Source organism: uncultured Rothia sp. (assembly GCF_963507905.1).
Taxonomy (GTDB): domain Bacteria; phylum Actinomycetota; class Actinomycetes; order Actinomycetales; family Micrococcaceae; genus Rothia.
The window spans coordinates 115,242-130,776 of record NZ_CAUOUU010000001.1 but is presented as its reverse complement, the minus strand read 5'-3'; the positions used below and the strand labels follow the sequence as shown (position 1 = coordinate 130,776).

Annotated in this window: 17 protein-coding genes and 3 tRNA genes; 7 read left to right on the top strand and 13 right to left on the bottom strand. The window is 59.1% G+C overall.

Annotated features, from left to right (window positions below):
* Positions 1 to 42: 42 nt before the first annotated feature.
* Complete coding sequence (gene purB, locus RQ593_RS00580; protein WP_049353985.1) at positions 43 to 1,476, top strand: adenylosuccinate lyase; 1,434 nt, start codon at positions 43 to 45, stop codon at positions 1,474 to 1,476.
* A gap of 109 nt (positions 1,477 to 1,585) precedes the next feature.
* Here the strand turns inward: purB and RQ593_RS00575 are convergent, their stop codons facing one another.
* On the bottom strand, positions 1,586 to 2,467 hold the full coding sequence (locus RQ593_RS00575; protein ID WP_311449516.1) for a di- and tripeptidase: 882 nt from the start codon (positions 2,465 to 2,467) through the stop codon (positions 1,586 to 1,588).
* 271 nt (positions 2,468 to 2,738) lie between these two features.
* Here RQ593_RS00575 and RQ593_RS00570 point away from each other — a divergent pair, with 271 nt between their 5' ends.
* Both RQ593_RS00570 and RQ593_RS00565 read left to right on the top strand, forming a co-directional pair.
* Complete coding sequence (locus tag RQ593_RS00570; RefSeq protein ID WP_012902817.1) at positions 2,739 to 3,800, top strand: DMT family transporter; 1,062 nt, start codon at positions 2,739 to 2,741, stop codon at positions 3,798 to 3,800.
* Between the two features lie 187 nt (positions 3,801 to 3,987).
* Entirely contained in the window at positions 3,988 to 4,962 is a 975-nt protein-coding gene (locus tag RQ593_RS00565) for an EamA family transporter (protein ID WP_311449515.1), read from the top strand.
* 115 nt (positions 4,963 to 5,077) lie between these two features.
* Here RQ593_RS00565 and RQ593_RS00560 read toward each other — a convergent pair whose 3' ends face one another.
* Positions 5,078 to 5,866, bottom strand: coding sequence for a fused MFS/spermidine synthase (locus tag RQ593_RS00560; protein ID WP_311449514.1), 789 nt, complete (start codon positions 5,864 to 5,866; stop codon positions 5,078 to 5,080).
* A complete protein-coding gene (locus tag RQ593_RS00555; protein WP_311449513.1) occupies positions 5,866 to 6,648 on the bottom strand; it encodes a thioredoxin domain-containing protein in 783 nt (260 codons plus the stop codon). Before RQ593_RS00555 ends, RQ593_RS00560 begins: the two co-directional genes overlap by 1 nt.
* A gap of 307 nt (positions 6,649 to 6,955) precedes the next feature.
* On the opposite strand from RQ593_RS00555, the gene RQ593_RS00550 reads away from it, so the two are divergent.
* Both RQ593_RS00550 and RQ593_RS00545 read left to right on the top strand, forming a co-directional pair.
* A tRNA-Thr gene (locus RQ593_RS00550) sits at positions 6,956 to 7,030 on the top strand.
* Between the two features lie 105 nt (positions 7,031 to 7,135).
* Entirely contained in the window at positions 7,136 to 7,402 is a 267-nt protein-coding gene (locus tag RQ593_RS00545; protein WP_102033556.1) for a hypothetical protein, read from the top strand.
* 111 nt (positions 7,403 to 7,513) lie between these two features.
* Here RQ593_RS00545 and RQ593_RS00540 read toward each other — a convergent pair whose 3' ends face one another.
* The 3 genes from RQ593_RS00540 to RQ593_RS00530 form a co-directional block, all read right to left on the bottom strand.
* Entirely contained in the window at positions 7,514 to 8,389 is an 876-nt protein-coding gene (locus RQ593_RS00540) for a CoA ester lyase (RefSeq protein ID WP_311449512.1), read from the bottom strand.
* A gap of 310 nt (positions 8,390 to 8,699) precedes the next feature.
* Entirely contained in the window at positions 8,700 to 9,239 is a 540-nt protein-coding gene (locus RQ593_RS00535; RefSeq protein WP_311449511.1) for a dehydrogenase, read from the bottom strand.
* 233 nt (positions 9,240 to 9,472) lie between these two features.
* Positions 9,473 to 10,483, bottom strand: a complete 1,011-nt coding sequence (locus tag RQ593_RS00530) for an NAD(P)H-quinone oxidoreductase (RefSeq protein ID WP_311449510.1) — start codon at positions 10,481 to 10,483, stop codon at positions 9,473 to 9,475.
* 125 nt (positions 10,484 to 10,608) lie between these two features.
* Here RQ593_RS00530 and RQ593_RS00525 point away from each other — a divergent pair.
* Positions 10,609 to 10,696, top strand: a tRNA-Ser gene (locus RQ593_RS00525).
* Between the two features lie 107 nt (positions 10,697 to 10,803).
* Here RQ593_RS00525 and RQ593_RS00520 read toward each other — a convergent pair.
* From RQ593_RS00520 to RQ593_RS00500, 5 genes are all read right to left on the bottom strand, one after another.
* Positions 10,804 to 11,244 (bottom strand): hypothetical protein, encoded by a 441-nt coding sequence (locus RQ593_RS00520; RefSeq protein WP_294627235.1) that lies wholly within the window; start codon positions 11,242 to 11,244, stop codon positions 10,804 to 10,806.
* 82 nt (positions 11,245 to 11,326) lie between these two features.
* Entirely contained in the window at positions 11,327 to 11,770 is a 444-nt protein-coding gene (locus tag RQ593_RS00515; RefSeq protein ID WP_311449509.1) for a hypothetical protein, read from the bottom strand.
* Positions 11,771 to 11,851: 81 nt separating this feature from the next.
* Positions 11,852 to 12,268 (bottom strand): hypothetical protein, encoded by a 417-nt coding sequence (locus RQ593_RS00510; RefSeq protein ID WP_311449508.1) that lies wholly within the window; start codon positions 12,266 to 12,268, stop codon positions 11,852 to 11,854.
* A gap of 182 nt (positions 12,269 to 12,450) precedes the next feature.
* Positions 12,451 to 13,086: a DUF4190 domain-containing protein gene (locus RQ593_RS00505; RefSeq protein WP_311449507.1), complete on the bottom strand. Its 636-nt coding sequence runs from the start codon at positions 13,084 to 13,086 to the stop codon at positions 12,451 to 12,453.
* A gap of 210 nt (positions 13,087 to 13,296) precedes the next feature.
* Positions 13,297 to 13,644, bottom strand: coding sequence for a DUF4190 domain-containing protein (locus RQ593_RS00500; protein ID WP_311449506.1), 348 nt, complete (start codon positions 13,642 to 13,644; stop codon positions 13,297 to 13,299).
* Between the two features lie 254 nt (positions 13,645 to 13,898).
* Between RQ593_RS00500 and RQ593_RS00495 the strand changes: the two genes are divergently transcribed.
* Positions 13,899 to 13,990: transfer RNA gene (locus RQ593_RS00495), tRNA-Ser, on the top strand.
* A gap of 78 nt (positions 13,991 to 14,068) precedes the next feature.
* Here the strand turns inward: RQ593_RS00495 and RQ593_RS00490 are convergent.
* Positions 14,069 to 14,614 (bottom strand): histidine phosphatase family protein, encoded by a 546-nt coding sequence (locus RQ593_RS00490; RefSeq protein ID WP_311449505.1) that lies wholly within the window; start codon positions 14,612 to 14,614, stop codon positions 14,069 to 14,071.
* A 152-nt stretch (positions 14,615 to 14,766) separates the two neighbouring features.
* The gene (locus RQ593_RS00485) at positions 14,767 to 15,519 is read right to left on the bottom strand and encodes a winged helix-turn-helix domain-containing protein (protein ID WP_219100512.1); all 753 of its coding nucleotides are present in this window, start codon (positions 15,517 to 15,519) and stop codon (positions 14,767 to 14,769) included.
* Between the last annotated feature and the right edge of the window lie 16 nt (positions 15,520 to 15,535).

Sequence of the window (15,535 nt, the reverse complement as noted above, 5' to 3'; positions counted from 1 at the left end):
GCCCGCCTCTTTTTTTCGGCGAATTCATGCAAAAATAGAGTTATGTCTCACACCAATAACACCTTCTTGCCTTCTGGCCGTATTGATCTGGGCACCGGCGAACTTGCACTGGGCCCCCTGGACGGACGCTACGCATCCGTGACCGCACCCCTGACCAACTACCTTTCTGAGGCGGCGCTGAACCGCGACCGCATCCACGTTGAGGTTGAGTGGTTCATTTACCTGTGCGAGCACGAGGTGCTGCCGGGTCTGTCCCCGCTGAGCGAGGAGCAGAAGAAGGGCCTGCGCGCCATCGTGACCGATTTCAACGCTGATTCTGTGGCGGAGCTGGCTGAGATTGAGGCAGTCACCGTTCACGACGTGAAGGCGGTTGAGTACTACATTGGTCGCCGCCTGGAGGGCCTGGGCCTGGGTCACCTGGTGCCGCTGGTTCACTTCGGCTGCACCTCCGAGGACATTAACAACCTCGCCTACGCGTTGGGCATCAAGGACGCTGTTGAGAACGTGTGGGTTCCGGCTGCTGAGAACCTGGTTGAGGTTCTGCTGAAGCTGGCTGAGGAAGGCCGCGACGTGCCGATGCTGTGCCGCACTCACGGTCAGCCTGCAACTCCCTCCACCCTGGGTAAGGAGTTGGGTGTTCTCGCCTACCGTCTGAAGCGTCAGGTGAAGCACGCTGCTGCTACCGAGTTCCTCGGCAAGATTAATGGTGCGACCGGCACTTACGCTGCTCACTATGCGTCGGTTCCTGACGCTGATTGGCAGGCTGTTTCTCGTGGTTTTGTGGAGCACCTGGGCCTGACCTGGAACCCGCTGACCACCCAGATTGAGTCGCACGACTGGCAGGCCGAGCTGTACTCGGATATCGCGCACTTCAACCGTGTGCTGCACAACCTCTGCACCGATGTGTGGAGCTACATTTCGATTGGTTTCTTCCGTCAGATTCCGGTGGCTGGTGCGACCGGTTCGTCGACTATGCCGCACAAGGTGAACCCGATTCGCTTTGAGAATGCGGAGGCTAACCTGGAGCTCTCTAACGCTCTGCTGGATTCGCTGGGTTCGACCCTGGTGACTTCTCGTTGGCAGCGTGACCTGACTGACTCCTCGGCGCAGCGCAATATTGGTGTGGCGTTTGGTCACTCGGTGCTGGCTATCTCCAATGTGGTGAAGGGCCTTGAGCGTCTGGATATTGCGACCGAGGTTATTTCCGCTGATCTGGATGCGAACTGGGAGGTTCTGGCTGAGGCGATCCAGATGGTGATGCGCGCTGAGGCTATCGCAGGTGTTCCCGGCATGGAGAACCCGTATGAGCGTCTGAAGGAGCTGACTCGCGGTCACCGCGTGGATGCTGCTCGTCTGAAGGAGTTTGTGGCTACTCTGGGCCTCTCCCCCAAGGCTGAGGCGCGTCTGTCGGCTCTGACTCCGCACACCTATAACGGTATTGCGGCTCAGCTGCTGGACCATGCGAAGAACGCTTAGTCCGTAGCAAAGATATAAACAAAAGACCCCGGGTCCCTGCATTCAGGGATTCGGGGTCTTTAGCGTGTTGGGTCTTCGCTATGTTCCGGTTTTATGACCGGCGAGGATTTTAGCGGCCGAGCATGCGGTGGTGACCGGTTTCGGTGTCGTTGCCCTTGTCGCGGGTGAAGACCTTGCCTACAGCCTTACCTGCGTCTTTGACGCCCTTGAGCAGGGAGCCAGCCACGCTGGAGGAGCCTTCCGAACCTTCGCCGCCCTGTACGCGCGGTGCACGCGGGGTAATCATGAGCTCTGCGGGGAAGTAGGCGGGTGCGTCGCCGAAGGCTCGGCGGATGTTGCGCACAACGTCCTTGCCGAGGGTCAGGTTTGCGCCGCCGCCTACGATTGCGCCTACGCCGAAGGGCAGGGCGCGGCCGAGCAGTGCGCCGGTCTGGCGGGTGAGGAATCGGCGGATGAACAGGTTGCGGATGGTCCGTTCGACGCTGAACATCTTGCCGCTGGAGGAGTTGCCGAGCAGCATACCCCACTTGTTGGAGACGCCGCCTGCCTTGCCGGTCTGCAGCAGCACGGTGTTCATGAGCTGGGAGCCTTCTTCACCGAGCATGATTGCCATGACCATGGAGCGGGCGGTTTCAGCGTCGTGTACGTGCACGCCGTGCAGTTCTGCGACTGCCTGGGCGTAGAGTGCGGTGCGTTCGAGGTAGCCGCCGACTGCGAGCGCGGACAGGCTCATGGAGGTGACGGTACCGACGCCGGGCACGAATGCGGATGCGCCGGTGACGCCGCCGATGGCGGTGATGTCGCGAAGGTAGGTGCGGTCGAGGCGCTTGTGGATTTGTTCGGGGGTTTCGTCGGGGTGTGCTTCACGCAGTTTTTTGACGATGGACAGCGCGAGCGGTCGTTGCATGCGCAGTACGTTGTCGAGGGTGGTGGTCAGTGCGGGACGGGGGTTGCCGTCTTCATCGAATAGAGACTTCTTCGGGTCAAGCATGCTCTCAGTAAATCACGGCTTGGTGAATTTTTCCTGAATATGGGGCCTGTGGTGGGGTTTGGGGGGTGAAATTTCACCGAGGGCGTGGAGGTTTTTGATCGCTTGTTAGGGTGTTTTGGTCTTTATTTGCGCCCAATTTTAAAGCGCGTAAAATTGTCGTAGATTACACACTATTCATTGTTTGCATAGTGCGTGACCTGCTTCACGGAGATTCGGGTTGCGCCTGATGACAGATAGCGGCTAATACCTCTTCTGAATCCTAAGGAATACTATGACTTCTTCCACCCATACGCCCAATGCTGCGCGTTCTCCCCTGGCGACTCAGGGGCTGGGTGTTGCGTACGCGACCGGCGCGATTATTTCGGCGCAGTTCGGTGCGGCTCTTGCCAAGCAGCTCATGGGCGATTTGGGCCCCTGGGGCGTGGTCGCTCTGCGCCTGCTGACATCTTCTATCCTGCTGTGGGTGTTCTTCCGCCCGCAGATTCGTTCGTGGACCCGTCAGCAGTGGATGGCGGTCATTGTCCTCGGTGTCGCCCTGACCGGTGCGAATGCCTTCTTCTATGTGGCTATTGAGCAGGTTCCGCTAGCAATTGCGGTGGCTATTGAGTTTATGGGTCCGCTGGTGCTGGCGACGGTTATGTCGCGCCGTAAGCTGGACCTGGTGTGGATTGCTCTGTCATTTACGGGCATGGCGATTCTGACTGCTGAGTCCCAGGCGAAGCCTGAAGATTTCGCGTTGATGGGTGTGGTTTTCGCAATCCTGACCGCTATTTCTCGTGCCGCCTATATTCTGGCGACTGAGAAGGTTGGCGCTCTGATTCCGGGTATGGGCGGCATGGTCGTGGGTAACGTTGTCTCTACCCTGCTGGTTCTGCCGTTCCCGTTCCTGATAAGCGGCAATAACCTGTTGAAGGTCACCCAGGATGTGCACCTGCTGGCTATTGGCTGCCTGATGGGTCTGCTGGCTTCTGCCCTGCCGGCGCTGGGTGAGGTTTCTTCGCTGCGTCTGCTGCCCGCGCACATTTATAGCGTGGTGCTGTCCCTGGAGCCTGCGATTGCGGCGGCTGTGGGTATTGTGATGCTTGGTGAGGCTACCGGCCTGGTCCGTTGGGTTGCTATTGCTCTGCTGGTGGCTGCGAGTATCGGTATTTCGATTTCTCACGCTCGTGCGCAGAAGAAGGCGCAGGAGGACGGCACGCTGGAGGATGCGGACCATTACCTGCCGGGTGCGGTGGATGCGCACGCGGTGGATATTGCGCAGATGGCGACTAACTCTATTACGATTCCGTCGGCTGAACAGATTAAGGCTGACCGTGAGGCGAAGGGCCTCTAATCTACTGAACTGTAGCCGTGTCAACGGCTTCTAGCCCCCCCCCCCGGGTAACGAGTAGGATAGTATCTCGTGTTGCCCGGGGGGCGCGCTCTTTAAACGGCGCTATTGGAGCGTTCGTTCTGCCCCGTAGCGGCACAGCATGCACACGTGGAGAAGTACCGCCTTGTGAGGCGCAGGAAGGAGAATCATGCCGCATACTTCATCTCAACGCCCCGCACTGGGCATTATGTTTGTGCTGATGTCCTGCTCATCGCTGCAGTTCGGTGCCGCGTTCGCGGTGACGCTCTTCCCGCTGTTTGGTGCTCTGGCTATTAGTGTCAGCCGTCTGGCGATTGCTTCCATGGTGGTGGGTAGCGCCGTGTGGTTGGCGGCGCGTTGGCGTACCCGATGCGGCGGCGAAATGCCGCCGGGTGCGCTGTCTTGGTCGAAGGAGCAGTGGCGTGCCGTCATCATTTTCGGTATGACTTTCGGTCTGATGAACGGCTTCTTCTATTGCGCGATTGACCGCATCCCGATTGGTTTGGCGGTTGCGGTGGAGTTCTTGGGCCCGCTGGCGTTGGCGTCCATGCTGACGCGCAGGCTCCGCGACGCGGTGTGGGTGCTCTGCGCCCTGGCGGGCATGCTGGTGCTCGGCTATGAGGCGGCGGTTGGTAAGGATACCGATTACCTGGGTCTGACGTTCGCGTTGATTGCTGGCGTGTTCTGGGCGTTGTATATTCGCTCTAGCGCGAAGGTGGGTGCCCTGGTTCCGGGTGCGAGCGGCCTGGCGGTGGCGATGCTTGTTGGTGCTGCGTTTATTGCCCCGGTGGCGGCGGTTGTTCCGGCGCCTCAGCCGATTTGGAATGCGGCGCAGGATCCGATGCTGCTCCTCATGATTTTTGGTACCGCCATGTTCGCTTCGGTGATTCCCTATAGCGCGGAGCTGATGGCTCTGCGTAACCTGCCGGAGCGCGTATTTAGTGTGCTGATGAGTATGGAGCCCGCTATTGCGGCGATTGCCGGTTGGGCGTTGCTGAATCAGGAGACCGGCTCGATTCGTTGGGTGGCAATTTTCCTGCTGATGACTGCGAGTGTGGGTATTACGCTCACCACCACGAAGGGTGGTTCCTCCACGCAGAAGGGTGAGGGCGAGGACCCCGTTCCCATGCCGCTACCCGAGTAAAACCAAAATTCTGCCGGCACGTGGCATATAGAAAACCCCTATAGAAAACTCATAGTGAAAACCGTTGAGGCGGGTACCTAGTTGGTACCCGCCTCAACGGTTTTGTATGCCGGGATTAGCTCTCGGCCAGCTCTTCCAGCAGGTCGCGCAGCCCATCGGTGGTGAGCACCTCCGCCGGATGCGGGCCCAGGGCGTAGAGCCAGTCCTGGGTGTCCTCGTCCAGCTCGCGGGCGGTACCAACCAGCACGAGGTTGCCTTCGTTCTGCCCGCTGAGCAGGGAGCTTTCGCACAGGCACCACACGTGGTCAAAGACTTCCAGCATGGCGGTTGCCTGCAGCTGGAAGAAAGGCAGACCCGCATCGTCACCCACGTTGATGGCGACCATGCCGCGCTCGCTCAGGGCGTCCTTGAGCTCTCGGTAGAAGTCGCGGTTTGCCAGGTGGGCGGGCGCATCCATGCCGGTGAAGATGTCGAGAATGATCGCGTCGAAGCCGGGCACGCCCAGCAGTTCGGGCAGGTTCGCCAGCTGCTCGCGAGCGTCACCGACCACCAGCTGGCAGTCGGTTCCGGCGGGTAGCGGCAGGCGGTCCGTTACAAAACCCATGAGCTCGGGCTCAATATCCACGGCAACCTGGCGGGAGCCGGGGCGGGTCGCCTGAATATAGCGCACGAGGGTGAGCGCACCGGCGCCCAGGTGTGCGGCGGTGATGGGTTCGCCGGCGGGTGCGAGCGCATCCACCGTGTTCGCGATGCGGCGCAGGTACTCGTAGAACACGTAGTCGGGGTTCTGCGCGTCCACGTGGGACTGCTCGGCGCCGCCGATTTCGAGGACGTAGCCGTGGTCGCTGAACCCGTCGGGATGGATTTCGGCGCGCTGACCGCCGGAGAGCTGAATGTGCGCCACTACTTCACGCCAGCTTCACGCTTGAAGGTGCTGACCAAATCATCCACCGAGGAGGACGAATCCAGGCTGTCAACGACCTTGTCGTTCACGACGAAGGTGGGGGTGCCCTTCACGCCAATCTTCACGGCGTGCTCGTAGTCGCGCTGAATGGGCTTGACGGTATCGGAGGCGAGCAGGACCTTGTCGAATTCTTCGGTGTTCAGACCCAGTTCCTTGGCGTAGTCGTTGAAGAGGGTGCGCAGCTTGTCGCGTTCCTTGATGCTCTTCCAGTCGTTCTGGGTAGCGAAGAGCTTGTTCGCCATTTCAAGATGCTTGCCCTGCGCCTCGGCGGCCTCCACGGCGAGTGCGGCGGGTACGGCGTTGGCGTGCATGTTCAGCGGCATGTGGCGCACGGTTACGTTCATGATGCCGTCGAGCTTCTTGGCGGCTTCTTCGAACTTGGGTTCTGCCTTGGCGCAGTAGGGGCACTGGTAGTCGGTGTACAGGGTTGCGGTGCCTGCGCCGGGTACTTCGCGGTTGAGGCGGTAGCCGACGTAGCCATCATCGGCGGTTGCCGACGCGCTTGCCGAAGCCAAGGAGTTAGCGGATGCCGAAGCGCTCGCGGTAGCACTTGCGGATGCGCTTGCCGAGGTAGCGGCGGTGCTTGCGGATGCGCTTGCCGAACCGCTCGCAGATGCCGATGCGGAGGGCTGGGAGGAGCTGGAACCGCATGCGCTCAGTCCCAGGGCGGCGGCGGGCACTACGCCCAGCAGCAGGGTGCGGCGGTTGAGGGGTGAAGTCATGGTGGTTCCTCTCTCTACGGGTGGCGGTCTGGCCTGTGGTTGATACGCCTGTGGTTGATGTGCACTGTGAGGTGCTGCCAGCCGCCGTGGGTACAGGGTTTATTGTATGCCTCTGCCCTGAACTTTCCCTATCTTCGGGCGGGTTTGCGGGGTGAATGCAGTGCACACCATAGCTGCCCTATCGCCTGCTCCCAGCTGCGGGGCCGGTGTTGAAAGTAATTAGCCTCTCCCCCGCCTTTTTGGTACTATTGCGGGGTATGCACTGTTCGCCGGTTGCTTTCGGGCGTCTGGGAACAAACGTATATGTGCCTCTATAGCTCAGGGGTAGAGCATTTCCCTCGTAAAGAAAAGGTCGTGGGTTCGAATCCCACTGGGGGCTCCACATCCGCCGTAACGCGTGCCGGTTTCCGGTGTGTTGCGGCGGTTTTTAGCATCTGAGAGTTGTCGTTTTCTCGAAGATGTCACCGTCGAACTTTAGGAGATTCTCATGTCTTCTCGATCCGCATCCGCTAAGCGCCAGAGGGGCCGTTCGCAGGCTGATCGTGCCTCCACGGGCCCTGCACGCCCGATGAGCCCCACGATGCGTTTTGCTCTGGTGTACGTGTTGGCGCTGGTGGTTTCCCTGGCGGTGTGGTTCTTCTACCGTTCGGTGTATGAGGATGACACCTCGTTCCTGGTGCCAATCGTGATTTCTTTGGTGACTTCGTACGTGTGCGCTCATGCGCTGACGGGCGGCAAGTCGCCCCGCAACTAGTAGCTAAGTTGTAGCGCGCCAGAGGTTTCAGGCAGATAAAAGCCGCGCATCCGGTTCCCCATTCAGGGGTCGGATGCGCGGCTTTTTGCGCGTGTACTTTAGGCGAGCACCTTACTTGGAGGCGCGCTGGAAGTCGCTGTCGGTCTTGCCCCACAGGCCGTAGACCTTGGCGAGTTCCTTGACCTTCTTTGCACGCAGGTAACGCGGCAGGTAGGAGCCATCGCGGGGGCCGTCGAGGGGCACGTCGAGCATCTGGTGTGCTTCTTCGATTTCAATCTCGCTCGGGGAGAATGCCGCGTTGATAGTCTCGGTCTGGCGGATGTCCAGGGTGATCTTACCGGTCATGCCGTGGTCGTTCGCGTAGCCGCATGCCTTGGAGAGGTCGGCACCGTATGCGCCGAGGGTCGGGCCGTCGATGGGGCCGGGCAGACCACCCAGGGTGGATGCGATGACCAGCTGCGAACGCACGTAGGCGAGCGCCATGGGGGTTGCGGAGGAGCCGGTGTCGCGGCGGTAGTCGCCTGCGCCGAATGCGAGGCGGAAAGTGCCGATTGCGCGCGCAATTTCGATGGAGTGGTGCACGCCGAGTGCGGACTCGATCAGCGCGATGATGGGGGTTCCGGGGGGCAGCTCGGCTGCGGTGCGGTCAATGTCGGTGGCGTGCTCTGCGGTGGCGAGCATGACGCCTCGCAGGCCCTTCACGTTCTTGAGGGCCTTGACGTCCTTCCACCAGTGTTCGGTGGTGATGGCGTTGATTCGCACCCATGCGACGACGCCGGAGTTGAGCATACGGACGACCTGTTCGCGGGCGGCGTCCTTCTCTTCGGGGGGGCAGCCGTCTTCGAGGTCGATGATGATGGAGTCAGCCTCGGATTCGAAGGCCTCTTCAAAAACTTCTTCAGTGGAGTTGGCGCGCACGAGGAGCCAGGAACGAGAGAGGCTGGGGCGCAGCTGGCGTGCGCGCTCGTTGCGGTGGAATTCAAACATGGTGTGTGACTTCTTCCGTGAATTATTGTGCATTGGGTTGTGCCGTAGAGGGGCAGGAAAAAGCCTGCGGTTCTTCCGCGCGTACCATCGCGTTGTGTCGTCACCTCCATTGTGACGGAACCGCATAAGAAGTGTCCCACACCCCTTCTTTAAGCGTATCGCCTGTTGAGGTGCACATCAAACTAACCCGCCCTCTCGGCACCGTTCAGATTGGCCGTGTTCATCTGGCGGACGCGGCACGGTGGGCGGTTTAAATGAGCCTGCCCGCAACGTCCGGTGTGGGTGCTGCGGGCGGGTCACGCGATTGGTGTTAGGCTTCGACGAGTTCGGTGCGGCCTACGGGGATTCCGTCGTCGAAGGTCAGCTCGCCGGCGGCTTCCTTCTGGGCGCGCTGAATGAGGCGTTCGGCTTCCTCAATGTGCTGAAGGACGGTTTCCACGCGGCGGTGTACGCTCACCTGGCGGTCGCATCCGGTGGCGCATTCGCCGAAGCAACGAGCCATGGCGAGCGCTTCGGCGCAGAGGGCAACGGCGTTACCCGCCTTGGAGAGGGCACGGTTCAGGTCGGAGTAGGTGCCGAACGGGGAGGCGGGAATATCGCCGTCGCTGGGGGCGAGGCGGTGCGCCTCCATGGCGACTGCGCGCACGCGCGGAATCAGGTCGGCGAGCGCGTTTGCGTCCGGCACGATGAGCTCAATCATGGAGGTGGATGAATCGGTTGCTGCTAGGCGTTCGAGGACCTGGTGGAAGCGGTCGATGCCGCGGATGAACCGGTCGTGGGATCGGCGCCAGATGCCTTTGCCGAGTTCGGCGTCGTCGCGGCGCGATTGCAGGTAGCTTTTGAGCCCCATGTGCCCTCCTTTGCGTGGTGTGTGTGCCGTGTTTGTTGGTCGGTGGAGGCTGCCGGTGATGGGCTCTGCGGCGACCCGCAAACCTCCCTATGCTTAGGTTACCCTAAATTTCTTTTAGTGACGAGATGTCAGCAGTCAGCTGATTATTTCAAGCCCAGATTCTCACCACGCCCCTCACGCGATGCTCCCCGCGGCACCCACGTGAAGCGGCACCGCGGGGAGCGCAGCGATTTCTAGACCATGCGCAGCACAATCTTGCCGCGGTGCTGACCCGAGTCGAAGTACTCGTGGGCGGCAGCTGCCTCCTCCATGTCGAAGACGCGGTCGAGCCCCACACCAATCCTGCCGGATTCAATCAGCGGCAGCACGTGCTCGCGTACACCGCGCAGAATCTCAGCCTTCTGTCGGTCGGAGCGGGTGCGTAGGCTCGTGGCGTGCACCGACAGACGACGGGAGAGCATGTACCCCAGGTTCACTTCTGCCTTGGCGCCTCCCATCAGACCAATAATGCACAGGTGGCCGCCGTCGGCGAGGGTGTGCAGGTTGTCGTCCAGGTACTTTCCGCCCACCACGTCGAGGATGTAGTCGGCGCCGCGGCCGCCGGTTTCAGCGAGCAGGACTTCACGGAACGAATGTTCGGTATAAATAATGGGTTCCGCACCTAGTGAGCGCACATATTCCGCTTTTTCCTCGGTGCTGACGGTCGCGAACACGCGAGTGCCGGCGGCGAGCGCCAACTGGATGGCGTGCACGCCAATACCGCCGGTACCGCCGTGCACGAGCACCACCGCGGGTTCGCCGTCTTCCTTGAGGTTTTCGGCGGGGTTCATACTCATACCGCAGGTGAGCACCAGGTTCGAGTAGACAGTTGCCGCAACCTCGGGAATGGCAGCGGCCTCGACAAAGCTCAACTGTTCCGGCACGGGTAGCACGTGGTCGACCGGCACGGTCACGTAGTCGGCGTAGCCGCCTCCGGCGAGCAGCGCCATAACGGAAGTGCCACGGTTCTCCACGGAGACACCCTCACCGACCGCCTCAATAACGCCGGCTACTTCGAGGCCGTAGATGGCGCTCGCACCAGCGGGCGGCGGGTAGAATCCGCGGCGCTGCAGAGCGTCGGCGCGGTTGATTCCGGCGGCGTGAACACGGATGAGAACTTCGTGGGAGCGGGGCACGGGGGCGGGTACTTTGGTGATGGTCAGAGCCTCAGGTCCACCGTGGTTTTTCTCGATAATTGCTCTCATGAGTCCTCCTCATTGCCGGAAGCACCATCGTCGGTGCGCGATTTACAGAAAGCATACAACGTGCGATAATCTCTTAGTGCCCTGCGGCACGGTATTGCCATAAAATGCCGGTCTCTGGAGTGCATGGATGGTTGTCCGAGCGGCCGAAGGAGCTGGTCTTGAAAACCAGTAGGCGGTAACCCCGTCTCAAGGGTTCAAATCCCTTACCATCCGCGTTATAGCTTCTGCTTCGCCTCATGTGCGGAGCGCAAAGAGCCCCGTTCCTCAACGCGAGGAACGGGGCTCTTCGCATATGCCGTTTTGAGTTACCGGGAGCATCGTTAGTGGATGTGTGACAAGGCGTTCAGAATCAATATGATGAGGGCAACGATAGCAATGACAATGCCGATTCCTATCCCGCTGAGGATTAGGCCTCCGAAGGCGTGCTTGCCGTACCGGCGTGCCACGAACACCTGCCAGATGCCCAGGATGCTCAGTAATGGGGCAATAATAGCCAGGACTATACCGTTTTCAAGCTCCTCGGCAAACAACCAAATCCCCAGGAAGAGAAACAGCAGGCCCAGGGCACCGAAAAGGAGGGATAAGTTCGCTGCTCTTTTACCGGCTTGTGCCCTCCGCACGTCGGGAGGTAGCTCGCTTTCATGTAGCGACCAGTCGTCCGTATCGTCGACCTCGGGCTGCTCGCTGTCATCTTCCTGGTAGAGCTTGGTGTATTCGGGGTTGTCATCGAAATCTTCGTTGTTTTGGGGTAGCTGCGACATCGCATCCACAACCTTTCAATACCGGGTGTTACGTGGCTAGCGACTCGGGAGAGCATCTGAGCTCACCATCGAGCCAGCGTCATTAGTTGATGCCTGACAAGGCGTTCACAATCAGCATGATGAAGGCGGCGATACCAATGAAAATGCATAGCCCCAGCCCGTTGAGAATCAGGCCACCGCTGGCACGCGTACCGCGCCGCCTTGCTGTGAATCCCTGCCAGATACCCAGGATGTTCAGGATTGGGGCAAGGAGAGCTATCTGCAGAGCAGTTTCTTCAAGACCTTGGACAAGACACCAGAACCCTAGAAAGAAAGACAGCGGGCTGAGGAAGACAAACAGTAGGGAGAGGTTCGCTGCCCTTTTACCCGCCGCTTGATCTGAGAACTCACCCGGAGACTCATTTGCGGGTAGTAGCTGTTCGTCAGAAGTATCCGGGCTAGGCTGCTCGTTGTTATCTTCCTGGTAGAGCTTGGCGTATTCGGGGTTGTAATCGAAGGCTTCGTTGTTTTGGGGTAGCTGCGACATCGCATCCACAACCTTTCAATACCGGGTGTTCCGTGTCTATCGAAGTGAAGAGCATCTGGGCTCACCATCGAGCCGGCATCGTTAGTGAAGGCCAGAAAAGAGAATCGTGAGGAACAGGGCGAGGGCACCTAGGAGCATGAAAATAATCATGCCCGCTACGTTGACAATCATGCCCACGGCAGCATACACGCCGTGCCGTCTTGCCACTCGTGCCTGCCAGATACCTAGAGCGCTCAGTATCAGTGCGAGGGGGATAAAGTACACCGACGAGGGGATGCCGGGAATACACGCAAAGCTTAGAGCACCGAAGAGTAGGGAGAGGTTCGCGGCGAACCGTCCAGTTTCCTTGCTCAAGACGTCATCGGAGAGCCCATTGGCAAGTAGTAGCTGACCGCCCGAAGCGACAGCGCCGAGGGGCCCATTGTCATCCCCTTGGTGAGGCTCGCTGTATTCGGGGTTGTAATCGAAGGCTTCATTGTTTTCGGGTAGCTGCGACATCGCATCCACAACCTTTCACATTCCACACACGAGGGGTGTTAACTTCACCCTAGACCTTCCCTACCTGGGGAACAAGCATGTCGAGCTCAATCCAGGAAACACACGGCATACATACAGCAAAGCCCCGCACCTCACGTCGAGGAACGGGGCTTATGCGTGCCCTCCAGTGAGGGCGAAAGTGTTTAGAAAAGTGCCAGTATCTGCGCAACATCCACCAATCTGGAATTGGCTGCGGAATCTGAAGAAGCCAGCAGAATCAACAGCAGAATACTACCGCCGTAAAACACCAGGAAAATGCCACCAATAACTACGGTAATCCAGTTCAGGATGCGGCCAGCCGAAGCCGCCACGCCGAAACGCTCAGCCTCATTAGCTTTCATAATGCCGATAACGCCCAGAATTAGGGAGGGAATACCAAGCATGAACCAGCCAAGCGTCAGAGCACAAGCTAAACCAATAATACCGAGCACCGTGGAAGTCTGAGCAGCCTTCTCACCGGCAAGCTGTTCGGGAGTCTTCTGCAAAAAGCCCACAGGAACCATCATGGGCTGACCGTACTGGTCGGGCTGCTGGTACTGCTGGCCGTACGGGTCGTACTGATTCTGACCATACGAGTCTTGACCGTACGAATTCTGACCGTACTGGTCGTAGGAATACTGATCGTAGGAGCTCTGCCCGTACTGACCGTAAGAACCCTGACCATACTGGCCATACTGAGTGTTCTGCCCATACTGACCGTTCTGGTTGTACTGCTCGTTCAGACGGTTGTAGTCCGGGTTGTAGTCGTAGGGGTCTGAACCCCGAGGATTCTGAGACACGGCATCTCACTTTCGTACGGCTGGTGTGTATTAAACCTAATTCACCCTAACCCATGAATGGAACGGGTACAACTAAGCCCGTTATGCAACCCCGCACAATGCGCCTTGATGCACTGGGCACGGGCTTTACAGAGCGCACAAAAGCCCGCGTGCGCACAGGGCGCTCGCGGGCTTTCTCAAATCATGAGGCTACTGCAGGTAGCTTCAATCTTAGTACTTTACAAAAATCTTCAGAGCGACCAGCAAAATAATACTGACGACACCCAGAACAGTACCGGCAATAGCCATACCGCGGTTCTTCAGCTCGGGGTTATTCATAGCCAGGCGGCCGGTCACAATAGCTACAGCCCCAAGGATGAAACCGAGGACAAAGAAGCTCACAATACCGCTCACCAGAGAGACAATCGACAGGGTCTTTGCCTTCTTCGCCTGAGCCTGCTGCTCAGGGGTCTGAACGGGCACACCGTAAGGAGCCTGCTGACCATACTGGGGTGCCTGCTGGCTAAACTGGGGGTCCTGGTTGAACTGGGGCTGGGGGTTGTTGGGGTTTTCAGACATGATTTCTCATTTCGTTGAGTAAATAAGACAACTCTGGCAACGTTGCATGAAAAAATCACACGCCAGAGACGCCCTCTATTTATCGGTGGGACAGTAGCAGTCTATCGAAAATGCATATGAGCCTCAAAGCCTACAATCCATAGTCCACCCTATAGAGCAATACACACTCAGAGATATCCCCCGAAGCATGGGCCGAATTGACCAAGCGCAAAACAGCCTATATTCTTATAGGGATGCGCTCACGAGCGCACCGTGGAGACGTGCCAGAGCGGCCGAATGGACTTCACTGCTAATGAAGGGTCGGGGTTAAACTCGACCGGGGGTTCAAATCCCCCCGTCTCCGCCACAAAAAGCCCCGTACCAGCTGGTACGGGGCTTTTACATTACCCATTTCATTCGGGCACGAAGCCTAGAAGTGCCCGGTCTAAAAGCTCTTGAAGTCCACGAGGCGCGCATCCGCACCATCAAGCAGAGCCCACTCCCCCGGCACCTCAAACACCGCAATAGAAGAGGGCGGGAAGCCGTAGTACACATCCATCGACGCATTCGGGTCAGAATCAGGGCTCATCAAACGCTGCGCAGCATCCTGCACACCGGGCAGATGCGACACCACCATCAGAGAATGAACATTCTCCGAAACGCTGTTAATGCGCGAAATAATGCGGGACGCAGACACCTCATACAGACCCTCATCCAGATGAGCGGTAGGCGCCTTCGCGCCCAAACCATCCGAAACCCAAGTCGTCGTCTGGCGAGTACGCAAAGCCGATGACGACATAATCTGCTCCGGAATATAACCGCAAGAAGCCAGCCAGGCGCCAGCGGCGGCAGCCTGCTCATGACCGCGCTTCGTCAGCGGACGATCAAAATCATTCAGACCCCAATCAGCCTCCGCATGGCGCATAATAATCAGACGCTTGACCCCGCTGCGGTGCGAGCCAGATGCAGTGTTGGAAGAATTTTCAGCCATACCCCCATTCTAGCTAGAGGGCGCCGGAACGTCCCGCACGCCACCACAGCACGCACACTAACACCCATAAGGCGGGCACAAGTAAACCCCGGCGCACCGGCATCACGCCAGCACACCGGGGTGCACTCTGCAGAAGCTAAATTCTGTACACGCTAAATCGAGTATTCCGGAGCAGCCCAGACAACAACCTCGGGGTGCTCAAAGAAGCGGTAACCCTGACCGCGCACCGTACGCACGGTACCCGACAGGCGGCCCAGCTTCGAACGCAGACGACGAATATGCACGTCAATCGTACGCTCATGCGGATGCTCGTCACCGGAGCTCCACAGAGCCTTCAGCAGTTCCTCACGACCCACAGTGCGGGATGCGTTCTCCACCAGGTGCGCCAGTAGCTCGAACTCCTTGAAAGTCAGCATGAGCGGCTCACCATCCAGGAACACCTCGCGGCGCGCCAAGTCAATCAGCACACCCGAAGAGTGGCTATTCGTGTTCTCTGCCTCGCGGACGGCATGCGCCTCCGGGTGCATGTACATTGCGGTCGGATCACCGAGCGCATTACGCACAACCTCAAGGTCGCTACCCTCAGCATTCACAGGAGCCAACGCCACAGCGGCGTACGACTCCGACTCGGGAGCCAGATGGTGTGCATAAGTACGCAAATCCTGAACGATACGCACCAGGGAGGTGCCGTTCGCCGCAGCAAGTTCCTCGTTCAAACCCACATAGAGCACAAAGCCGCGTGCCTCATTTTCCTGAGCCTGCTTATGGACAGAGTCACCAGCTGAGAAAGTCATCGGACGCAACGTGGCAGCCGGCGCAGCGGGACGCTGAGGCTGCACGACCTGACGCTTAGCAGCGCGGCCGCGCTGGGAGATGTGTACATATCCAGGTACAGCGCCTGACATGGTTCAACCTTCTCTC

Coding starts and splice junctions, on each gene's coding strand:
- purB (WP_049353985.1), top strand. CDS start 43: ATGTCTCACACCAATAACACCTTCTTGCCTTCTGGCCGTATTGATCTG.
- RQ593_RS00575 (WP_311449516.1), bottom strand. CDS start 2,467: ATGCTTGACCCGAAGAAGTCTCTATTCGATGAAGACGGCAACCCCCGT.
- RQ593_RS00570 (WP_012902817.1), top strand. CDS start 2,739: ATGACTTCTTCCACCCATACGCCCAATGCTGCGCGTTCTCCCCTGGCG.
- RQ593_RS00565 (WP_311449515.1), top strand. CDS start 3,988: ATGCCGCATACTTCATCTCAACGCCCCGCACTGGGCATTATGTTTGTG.
- RQ593_RS00555 (WP_311449513.1), bottom strand. CDS start 6,648: ATGACTTCACCCCTCAACCGCCGCACCCTGCTGCTGGGCGTAGTGCCC.
- RQ593_RS00545 (WP_102033556.1), top strand. CDS start 7,136: ATGTCTTCTCGATCCGCATCCGCTAAGCGCCAGAGGGGCCGTTCGCAG.
- RQ593_RS00540 (WP_311449512.1), bottom strand. CDS start 8,389: ATGTTTGAATTCCACCGCAACGAGCGCGCACGCCAGCTGCGCCCCAGC.
- RQ593_RS00535 (WP_311449511.1), bottom strand. CDS start 9,239: ATGGGGCTCAAAAGCTACCTGCAATCGCGCCGCGACGACGCCGAACTC.
- RQ593_RS00530 (WP_311449510.1), bottom strand. CDS start 10,483: ATGAGAGCAATTATCGAGAAAAACCACGGTGGACCTGAGGCTCTGACC.
- RQ593_RS00520 (WP_294627235.1), bottom strand. CDS start 11,244: ATGTCGCAGCTACCCCAAAACAACGAAGATTTCGATGACAACCCCGAA.
- RQ593_RS00515 (WP_311449509.1), bottom strand. CDS start 11,770: ATGTCGCAGCTACCCCAAAACAACGAAGCCTTCGATTACAACCCCGAA.
- RQ593_RS00510 (WP_311449508.1), bottom strand. CDS start 12,268: ATGTCGCAGCTACCCGAAAACAATGAAGCCTTCGATTACAACCCCGAA.
- RQ593_RS00500 (WP_311449506.1), bottom strand. CDS start 13,644: ATGTCTGAAAACCCCAACAACCCCCAGCCCCAGTTCAACCAGGACCCC.
- RQ593_RS00490 (WP_311449505.1), bottom strand. CDS start 14,614: ATGGCTGAAAATTCTTCCAACACTGCATCTGGCTCGCACCGCAGCGGG.
- RQ593_RS00485 (WP_219100512.1), bottom strand. CDS start 15,519: ATGTCAGGCGCTGTACCTGGATATGTACACATCTCCCAGCGCGGCCGC.